The sequence below is a fragment of the Burkholderia sp. AU44665 genome (assembly GCF_030504405.1).
In the GTDB taxonomy this organism is placed as follows: domain Bacteria; phylum Pseudomonadota; class Gammaproteobacteria; order Burkholderiales; family Burkholderiaceae; genus Burkholderia; species Burkholderia semiarida.
Window position 1 is genome coordinate 119,426 of sequence record NZ_JAUJRI010000016.1, and the last position, 8,702, is coordinate 128,127.

Annotated in this window: 10 protein-coding genes and 1 pseudogene; all 11 read right to left on the reverse strand. The window is 67.8% G+C overall.

Translation table 11 applies throughout. The features are described 5' to 3' along the window. Positions 1–61 precede the first annotated feature (61 nt). Complete coding sequence (hisB, locus tag QZM15_RS25920; protein ID WP_006477126.1) at positions 62–649, reverse strand: imidazoleglycerol-phosphate dehydratase HisB; 588 nt, start codon at positions 647–649, stop codon at positions 62–64. Between the two features lie 65 nt (positions 650–714). Next, positions 715–1,788, reverse strand: coding sequence for a histidinol-phosphate transaminase (gene hisC, locus QZM15_RS25925; protein ID WP_302107513.1), 1,074 nt, complete (start codon positions 1,786–1,788; stop codon positions 715–717). A gap of 140 nt (positions 1,789–1,928) precedes the next feature. After that, positions 1,929–3,245, reverse strand: coding sequence for a histidinol dehydrogenase (gene hisD / locus QZM15_RS25930; protein WP_059577262.1), 1,317 nt, complete (start codon positions 3,243–3,245; stop codon positions 1,929–1,931). A 24-nt stretch (positions 3,246–3,269) separates the two neighbouring features. After that, positions 3,270–3,923, reverse strand: a complete 654-nt coding sequence (gene hisG, locus QZM15_RS25935) for an ATP phosphoribosyltransferase (RefSeq protein ID WP_034209773.1) — start codon at positions 3,921–3,923, stop codon at positions 3,270–3,272. After that, positions 3,920–5,269 (reverse strand): UDP-N-acetylglucosamine 1-carboxyvinyltransferase, encoded by a 1,350-nt coding sequence (gene murA / locus QZM15_RS25940; protein ID WP_059640178.1) that lies wholly within the window; start codon positions 5,267–5,269, stop codon positions 3,920–3,922. Before murA ends, hisG begins: the two co-directional genes overlap by 4 nt. 14 nt (positions 5,270–5,283) lie before the next feature. Further along, positions 5,284–5,523 (reverse strand): BolA family protein, encoded by a 240-nt coding sequence (locus QZM15_RS25945; RefSeq protein WP_006477131.1) that lies wholly within the window; start codon positions 5,521–5,523, stop codon positions 5,284–5,286. 56 nt (positions 5,524–5,579) lie between these two features. Next, positions 5,580–6,401, reverse strand: a complete 822-nt coding sequence (locus tag QZM15_RS25950) for an ABC transporter permease (RefSeq protein ID WP_226289898.1) — start codon at positions 6,399–6,401, stop codon at positions 5,580–5,582. After that, positions 6,398–7,324, reverse strand: coding sequence for an ABC transporter ATP-binding protein (locus QZM15_RS25955; RefSeq protein ID WP_011694114.1), 927 nt, complete (start codon positions 7,322–7,324; stop codon positions 6,398–6,400). The genes QZM15_RS25950 and QZM15_RS25955 overlap by 4 nt, the downstream gene beginning before the upstream one ends. A gap of 192 nt (positions 7,325–7,516) precedes the next feature. Beyond that, complete coding sequence (locus tag QZM15_RS25960; RefSeq protein ID WP_059577268.1) at positions 7,517–7,792, reverse strand: lipid asymmetry maintenance protein MlaB; 276 nt, start codon at positions 7,790–7,792, stop codon at positions 7,517–7,519. Continuing rightward, positions 7,789–8,418, reverse strand: a complete 630-nt coding sequence (locus tag QZM15_RS25965; protein ID WP_059577402.1) for a phospholipid-binding protein MlaC — start codon at positions 8,416–8,418, stop codon at positions 7,789–7,791. The genes QZM15_RS25960 and QZM15_RS25965 overlap by 4 nt, the downstream gene beginning before the upstream one ends. 111 nt (positions 8,419–8,529) lie before the next feature. After that, positions 8,530–8,702 (reverse strand): annotated as a pseudogene (locus QZM15_RS25970) (VacJ family lipoprotein); the annotation flags it as partial.

Sequence of the window (8,702 nt, forward strand, 5' to 3'; positions counted from 1 at the left end):
CGCAAGCCGGCGCGCCGCGCCGAAGCCGTGAGGTTGTCCTTGGCGTCGTCCGTCCGGAGGTTCAGAGGCTACCTTTGGTCGACGGAATCTGCCCCGCCGCGCGCTCGTCGAGCTCCACCGCCGCGCGCAACGCACGGCCGAAGGCCTTGAACACCGTCTCGAGCTGATGGTGCGCGTTGATCCCGCGCAGGTTGTCGATGTGCAGCGTGACGCCGGCGTGGTTCACGAACCCGCGGAAGAATTCGATCGACAGGTCGACGTCGAACGTGCCGATCCGCGCGCGCGTGAACGGCACGTGGAATTCGAGGCCCGGCCGGCCGGAGAAGTCGATCACGACGCGCGACAGCGCCTCGTCGAGCGGCACGTACGAGTGGCCGTAGCGGCGGATGCCCTTGCGGTCGCCGATCGCCTTCGCGACGGCCTGACCGAGCGTGATGCCGACATCCTCGACCGTGTGGTGATCGTCGATATGCGTGTCGCCATGCGCTTCGACCTCGAGATCGACCAGACCGTGTCGCGCGATCTGGTCGAGCATATGGTCGAGAAACGGCACACCGGTGGCCAGCTTCTGCTGGCCGGTGCCGTCGAGATCGAGCTTCACACGGATCTGCGTTTCGCTGGTATTGCGAACGACTTCCGCCACACGCATGGCAATTCCTTGATTGAGTCTGATGTAAATGGGGATTGATCGTCGCGCGCCGCCGCGCCCTGGGCTCAACCGGGCAGCGCGAGTTTCAAGGCGGCCAGGAGGCGAGCGTTTTCGTCGGGAGAACCGACGGTCAGCCGCACGCATTCGGCCAGTAACGGATGCATTTTACTCACGTTTTTGACCAGCACCCGCTCGGTGAGCAGCGCATCGAACACGGCGGCCGCGTCCGGCACGCGCACCAGCAGGAAATTGCCGGCGCTCGGGAACACCATCGCGCCCGGCAGCGCGGCCACCGCCTGCGCGAGGCGCGCGCGTTCCGCGCGCAATTCGGCCGCCTGCGCGTCGAGCACGTCGAGGTGGTCGAGCAGGAAATCGGCGGTCGCCTGGGTCAGCACGTTGATGTTGTACGGCGGTCGCACCTTGTCGAATTCGTTCAGCCACGCGGGCGAGCCGACGAGATAGCCGAGGCGGATGCCCGCGAGGCCGAGCTTCGACACCGTGCGCATCACGACGACGTTGTCGAACTCGGCGGCGCGCGGCAGCCACGAGCGCTCGGCGAACGGCTGGTACGCCTCGTCGATCACGATCAGGCTGTGCCGCGCGGCCGCGACGATCCGTTCGACGTCGGCATCGTCGTAAAGCGTGCCGGTCGGGTTGTTCGGATACGCGAGATAGACGATCGCCGGCCGGTGCTCGGCGATCGCCGCGAGCAGCGCGTCGGCGTCGAGCGTCAGGTCCGCCTTCAGCGGCACGCCGACGAATTCGAGCTGCGCGAACTTCGCCGACAGTTCGTACATCACGAAGCCCGGCACCGGTGCGAGCACCTTCGCGCCCGGCTTCGCGCACGCGACCGAGATCATGCTGATGATTTCGTCGGAGCCGTTGCCGAGCAGCACGTCGCAGCCGGCCGGCACGCCCATCGCATGGCGCAGCTTGTCGAGCAGCGCGGCCGGGCGCGGCGCCGGATAGCGGTTCAGCGCGACCTGCGCGAGCCGCTCGCCGAGCGCCGCGGCGAGCGGTTCGGGCAGCGGATACGGGTTCTCCATCGCGTCGAGCTTCACGAACCCGCTCGCGTCCGGCACCGGATAGCTGGTCATCGCGAGCACGTCGCGGCGGATGATGTCTTGTGGCGTCGTCATGGTTTCAAGCCGGCGTGCATCGCGCCGGCGTCAAATGGTCGGCAAGGCGGCGGCTGCCGCCCTGCACTGGTCCCCTGCCCCGATCCGGGGCGGCCGGCGCGGCGCATCGGCGCCTGCCCGGCCCCGCGCACCCTGCGCGCTCAGCCCTTCATCCGGAACTCGGCGCTCCTCGCGTGCGCCTGCAGCCCTTCGCCGTACGCGAGCTCGGACGCGATCTCGCCGAGCGTCTGCGCGCCTTCCGCGCTGACCTCGATCAGGCTCGAACGCTTGATGAAGTCGTACACGCCGAGCGGCGACGAGAAGCGCGCGGTGCGCGACGTCGGCAGCACGTGGTTCGGGCCCGCGCAGTAGTCGCCGAGGCTCTCGCTCGTGTAGCGGCCGAGGAAGATCGCGCCCGCGTGGCGGATCTGCTGGCCCCATTGCTGCGGCTCCAGCGCCGAGATTTCGAGGTGTTCCGGCGCGATGTCGTTCGCGATCCGGCACGCCTCGGCCATGTCGCGCACCTTGATCAGCGCGCCGCGGCCTTCGAGCGACGCACGGATCACGTCCTGGCGCGGCATGGTCGGCAGCAGCTCGTCGATCGCCTTCTCGACGCGCTCGAGGAACGCGCCGTCCGGGCACAGCAGGATCGATTGCGCGAGTTCGTCGTGCTCGGCCTGCGAGAACAGGTCCATCGCGACCCAGTTCGGATCGGTCGTCCCGTCGCACAGCACGAGGATTTCCGACGGCCCGGCGATCATGTCGATGCCGACCGTGCCGAACACGCGGCGCTTCGCCGACGCGACGTACGCGTTGCCGGGGCCGCAGATCTTGTCGACGGCCGGCACCGTCTGCGTGCCGTACGCGAGCGCGCCGACCGCCTGCGCGCCGCCGATCGTGAACACGCGATCGACGCCGCCGAGCAGCGCCGCGGCCAGCACGAGGTCGTTCTTCACGCCGTCCGGCGTCGGCACGACCATCACGATTTCGCCGACCCCGGCCACGCGCGCGGGAATCGCGTTCATCAGCACCGACGACGGATACGCGGCCTTGCCGCCCGGCACGTACAGGCCGACGCGGTCGAGCGGCGTGACCTTCTGGCCGAGCACCGTGCCGTCGCTTTCCGTGTACTGCCAGCTATGCGTGCCGCACTCGATCTTCTGCTTCTCGTGGTACGCGCGCACGCGGGCGGCGGCGGCTTCCAGCGCCGCGCGCGCCTTCGGCGCGAGGCCGTCGAGCGCCGTCTGCAGCGCGTCCTGCGGCAGTTCGAGCGCGCCGACGCTCGTCGCGCTCAGCCGGTCGAAGCGGTTCGTGTACTCGAGCACCGCGGCGTCGCCGCGCGACTTCACGTCGGCGAGAATCTTCGCGACCGATTGCTCGATCGCTTCGTCTTCGCTCGCCTCGAATGCGAGCACGGCGCGCAGCGCGGCGCCGAAGCCTTCGTTCGTCGAATCGAGCTTGCGGATGGTGATGGACATGGGAGTTCCGTTACGGTGATGCGCTCAACCGCCATTCTGCGACGCGCGTTCGAACGCGTCGAGGATCGGCTTGAGCGCCGCGCGCTTCAACTTCAGCGCGGCCTGGTTCACGACGAGGCGCGACGAGATCGCCATGATCTCCTCGACCTCGACCAGATTGTTCGCCTTGAGCGTGCCGCCCGAGCTGACGAGGTCGACGATCGCGTCGGCCAGGCCGACCAGCGGCGCGAGCTCCATCGAGCCGTACAGCTTGATCAGGTCGACGTGCACGCCCTTCGCGGCAAAGTGTTCGCGCGCCGTTTCGACGTATTTGGTCGCGACCCGCAGGCGCGCGCCCTGGCGCACCGCGTTCGCGTAGTCGAAGCCGGCCGGCACGGCCACCGACATCCGGCAGCGCGCAATGTTCAGATCGATCGGCTGGTACAGGCCCGAGCCGCCGTGCTCGACCAGCACGTCCTTGCCGGCCACGCCGAAATCGGCCGCGCCGTATTCCACGTAGGTCGGCACGTCGCTCGCGCGGACGATGATCACGCGCAGGTTCGGATCGGTCGTCGGCAGGATCAGCTTGCGCGACGTTTCCGGATCCTCGGCCACCTGCACGCCGGCGGCGGCGAGCAGCGGCAGGGTTTCCTCGAAAATCCGGCCCTTCGACAGGGCGAGGGTCAGCGGCGCGCTCATGCTTGGCTCCCGGAAAGGCGGCGCACGTTCGCGCCGACGGCGGTCAGTTTGGCTTCCATGCGGTCGTAGCCGCGGTCCAGGTGATAGATGCGGTCGACGAGCGTTTCGCCGTCGGCGCGCAGCCCGGCGATCACGAGGCTCGCCGATGCACGCAGGTCGGTCGCCATCACGTTCGCGCCCGACAGCTTGTCGACGCCCGTCACGAGCGCCGTGTTGCCGTCGATCGTGATGTTCGCGCCAAGCCGGTTCAGCTCCTGCACGTGCATGAAGCGGTTCTCGAAAATGGTTTCGACGACCTGCGCGGTGCCCGTCGCGACCGTATTGAGGGCCATGAACTGCGCCTGCATGTCGGTCGGGAACGCCGGGTATTCCGACGTGCGGATCGTCACCGCCTGCGGGCGGCGGTCCATCTTCACGCGCAGCCAGCTGTCGCCTTCCTCGATCGACACGCCGGCTTCGCGCAGCTTGTCGATCACCGCGTCGAGGATGTGCGGGCGCACGCCCGTCAGCATCACGTCGCCGCCGGCGGCCGCGACCGCGCACAGGAACGTGCCGGCCTCGATACGGTCGGGGATCACCGCATGGCGCGCGCCGTGCAGCCGCTCGACGCCCTGGATCACGAGGCGGTCGGTGCCGATGCCGTCGATTTTCGCGCCCATCGCGACCAGCAAGTGTGCGAGATCGCTCACTTCCGGCTCGCGCGCGGCGTTTTCGATCACCGTCTCGCCGTCGGCGAGCGTCGCGGCCATCAGCAGGTTTTCCGTCCCCGTCACCGTGATCATGTCGGTCACGATGCGCGCGCCCTTCAGGCGCTTCGCGCGCGCTTCGATGAAGCCGTGCTCGATGCTGATTTCCGCGCCCATCGCCTGCAGGCCCTTGATGTGCTGGTCGACCGGCCGCGCGCCGATCGCGCAGCCGCCCGGCAGCGACACCTTCGCCTCGCCGAAGCGCGCGAGCAGCGGCCCGAGCACGAGGATCGACGCGCGCATCGTCTTCACGAGCTCGTACGGCGCGACGAGGTTGTCGACGCGCGACGCGTCGAGCTGCACGCGGCAGCCGTCAGTCTCGCTCTTCACGCCCATCTGGTTCAGCACCTTCAGCGTCGTGCGCACGTCCTTCAGGTTCGGCACGTTGTCGAGCTCGACCGGCTCGGCGCTGAGCAGCCCCGCGCACAGGATCGGCAGCGCGGCGTTCTTCGCGCCCGACACGACGATCTCGCCGGACAGGCGGTTGCCGCCTTCGATCGCGAGTTTGTCCATCCCCTGTCCCTGCGATTCCCCGTTGGCGGCCGGGTGTGCCGTGGCGACGCTCTGGACGGCGTCGCGCTCGTTGACGGTGACTTGCACTCAGTGATTTCCGTTTATGCGTTCTGCCATTCGGCGGGCGTCAGCGTCTTCATGCTGAGCGCGTGAATTTCCTGCTTCATGCGATCGCCGAGCGCCGCATAGACGAGCTGGTGCCGCTGGATCGGCCGCTTGCCTTCGAAGGCCGCCGACACGATCGTCGCGAAGAAATGCTGGCCGTCGCCTTCGACTTCCAGATGCGTGCAGGCGAGACCGCCGGCGATGTATTGCTTGACCTGTTCGGGAGTCGGCAACATGGTGTAAGGCTCCTGTCGGCGCGCGCCGCCCGTGGGGCGGCCGCGGCCTGTCGATATCAATGACGCAGTTTGTAGCCGGTCGCGAGCAGCCGCATCGCGATCAGCGCGAGCAGCACGAAGAAACCGGTGACGATCGCGAGGCTCGCGAACGGGTTGATGTCGGACGCGCCGAAGAACCCGAAACGGAAGCCGTCGATCATGTAGAAAAACGGGTTGAGACGCGACACCTCGCGCCACACGGGCGGCAGCGAATGCGTCGAATAGAACACGCCGGACAGGAACGTCAGCGGCATGATCAGGAAGTTCTGGAACGCGGCGAGCTGGTCGAACTTCTCGGCCCAGATCCCGGCGATCAGGCCGAGCGTGCCGAGGATCGCCGAGCCGAGCAGCGCGAACGCCATGATGAACAGCGGCGCCGCGAAGTGCATCGGGATAAACCAGATCGTCACGACGAACACGCCGGCGCCGACCGCGAGCCCGCGCACGACCGACGCGAGCACGTAGGCGCCGAAGATGTCGCGGTACGACAGCGGCGGCAGCAGCATGAACACGAGGTTGCCGGTGATCTTCGACTGGATCAACGACGACGAGCTGTTCGCGAACGCGTTCTGCAGCACGCTCATCATCACGAGGCCCGGCACGAGAAAGCTCACGTACTCGACGCCCGGATACACCTCGACGCGGCCCGACAATGCGTGGCCGAAGATCGTCAGGTACAGCAGCGCCGTGACGATCGGCGCGAGCACCGTCTGGAACGACACCTTCCAGAAACGCAGCAGTTCCTTGTAGAACAGCGTCCGAAACCCGCTTCCCGGCACGCGCCGGGCCGCCCCTTCGAGCGGCAGCGAACGCAGTTCGCGTGGGGAGTGTTGATTCATGCCAGACCCTCGATCACCTCTGCCCCGTTCATCACCTGGACGAACACATCCTCGAGGTCGGCCTTGCGGACCTCGATCTCGTCGAACGTGCAGCCGGCCGCGCGGCATTGCGCGAGGATGCGCTCGACCTCGTCATAGCTCGCGAGGCGCAGCAGGTGCTCGCCCGGCGCGCGCGCGGCCGGATCGGTCTCCAGCCCGCGCAGTTCGGCCGGCAGCGCGCCCGTCGCGAGCCGCAGGTACAGCTGCAGCCCCGCGAAGCGGCGCAGCAGCGCATCGGTGCGGTCGAGCGCGACGACCTCGCCCCGGCGCAGCATCGCGATGCGGTCGCACAGCGACTCGGCTTCCTCGAGGTAATGGGTGGTCAGCACGATCGTGTGACCCTCGCGGTTCAGGCGCGAGATGAATTTCCACAGGGTCTGGCGCAATTCGACGTCGACGCCGGCGGTCGGCTCGTCGAGCACGATCACGGGCGGCCGGTGCACGAGCGCCTGCGCCACGAGCACGCGGCGCTTCATCCCGCCCGACAGCGCACGCATGTTCGCGTCGGCTTTCTCGGTCAGATCGAGATTGGCCATCACTTCGTCGATCCAGTCGTCGTTGCGGCGCAGCCCGAAATAGCCGGACTGGATCCGCAGCGTCTCGCGGACGGTGAAGAACGGGTCGAAAACGAGTTCCTGCGGAACGACGCCGAGGGCGCGGCGCGCGTTGCGGAAGTCCTGGACGACGTCGTGACCGCGCACCGAGATACTGCCTTCGTCGGCCCGGGCAAGCCCGGCGAGGATACTGATGAGCGTGGTCTTGCCTGCGCCGTTGGGGCCGAGCAGACCGAAAAACTCGCCTTCCTCGACCGACAGGCTGACGCCCTTGAGCGCCTGAAGCGACTTGTAGCGCTTCTTGACGTGACGGATTTCTATGGCTGACATGACTGTGCGCGGCGCAACGGCCGCGACGCCTATTCTGTGCTTGCTGCGAAAGAAAATGGGGGCCGGACGCCGATTGGCTGCCCCGCAAAACGCTTGATTATAGGGCAAACCGGCTGGGGGAGCCGGCGCCGACGGCGCGCGGCCTGAAGCGTGCGCGCGCCGGCTGGCGCGGCAGGCTTCGGTCGGACAGGGTCAATGTCGCCCGGCGCCTTCGATGAGCGCGTCGACGCCGTAGGCGCGCGCGAGGCTGGCGAGCTTCGGAGGGAGATTGAGGATGTCGAGGGCCGCGCCGCGCGCTTTGGCGGCACGTTGCCATGCGAGCAGCACGGCGAGCGCGGACGAGTCGAACTGCGCGAGCGCCGCGCAATCGACGGCGGTCGCGCCCGCGCCGATGCGCGCAAGACCGTCCGCGAGCGCGGACTTCGCGCTCGCGACGGTCAGCGAGGAGCCGGCTTCGAAGCCGCTCACGACGCCTGCTTGCCCGCGGCAAGCTCCTGGTTGCGCTGCGTCAGGAACTTGATCAGGCCGTCCACGCCGCTTTGCTGGATCTTCTCGTTGAACTGCTGCTGGTACGTCTGGATCAGCCATGCGCCGAGCACGTTCAGGTCATACACCTTCCAGCCGTTCGCCGTCTTGTACAGGCGGTAATCGATCTGGACCGGCTGGCCGTTGTTCATCGCGACCGTCTTGACCACCACGTCGGTATCGGCCGGATCGGCGCGGAACGGCGGGTACTGGATCTGCTGGTCGGGCTTCAGTTGCGCGAGTGCGCCCGAATACGTGCGGATCAGCAGCAGCTTGAACTGCTCCTGAACCTGCTGCTGCTGCTCGGCCGTCGCCGTGCGCCAGTTGCGGCCCATCGCGAGCTGGGTCGTGCGGCGGAAATCGGTGTACGGCAGGATGTCCTTGTTGACGATCGAGATGATGCGGTTGGTGTCGCCCTGCTTGATCGTCTGCTGCTTGACTTCGTCGAGGACCTGCTGCGTCGCCGTCTTGATCAGCGCCTGCGGGTTCGACTGGTCGACTTGCGCGTGAGCTGCGCCGCCGAACGAGAACAGCGCCGCGAAAACGGGGATCAGGAACAGTTTTTTCATCATAGTGGCCTGCATGAATGAGTCGATGCGAAGGTTGGAGCAGGTAGCTTACGCGCAAGTTCGCATACGCTACCGACTGAATCGTTTCCGGCTGTAACGAATGTAAGCCCGTCAGTGCAGCCGGATGCTCGGGAACCGGAGCCCGCCCGGCGACGGCGGCGCCACCTGCATCGCCGGTACGTTCGTCTCGCTGGCCGGGTTCGGCGCTTCGGCCGTGCCCGAGGCCGGCGCGGCGACCGCCGCGCCCGATGCGCCCGCCGGCGCCGCCCCGCCCACCGCCGCCG

Coding starts and splice junctions, on each gene's coding strand:
- hisB (WP_006477126.1), bottom strand. CDS start 649: ATGCGTGTGGCGGAAGTCGTTCGCAATACCAGCGAAACGCAGATCCGT.
- hisC (WP_302107513.1), bottom strand. CDS start 1,788: ATGACGACGCCACAAGACATCATCCGCCGCGACGTGCTCGCGATGACC.
- hisD (WP_059577262.1), bottom strand. CDS start 3,245: ATGTCCATCACCATCCGCAAGCTCGATTCGACGAACGAAGGCTTCGGC.
- hisG (WP_034209773.1), bottom strand. CDS start 3,923: ATGAGCGCGCCGCTGACCCTCGCCCTGTCGAAGGGCCGGATTTTCGAG.
- QZM15_RS25945 (WP_006477131.1), bottom strand. CDS start 5,523: ATGTTGCCGACTCCCGAACAGGTCAAGCAATACATCGCCGGCGGTCTC.
- QZM15_RS25950 (WP_226289898.1), bottom strand. CDS start 6,401: ATGAATCAACACTCCCCACGCGAACTGCGTTCGCTGCCGCTCGAAGGG.
- QZM15_RS25955 (WP_011694114.1), bottom strand. CDS start 7,324: ATGTCAGCCATAGAAATCCGTCACGTCAAGAAGCGCTACAAGTCGCTT.
- QZM15_RS25965 (WP_059577402.1), bottom strand. CDS start 8,418: ATGAAAAAACTGTTCCTGATCCCCGTTTTCGCGGCGCTGTTCTCGTTC.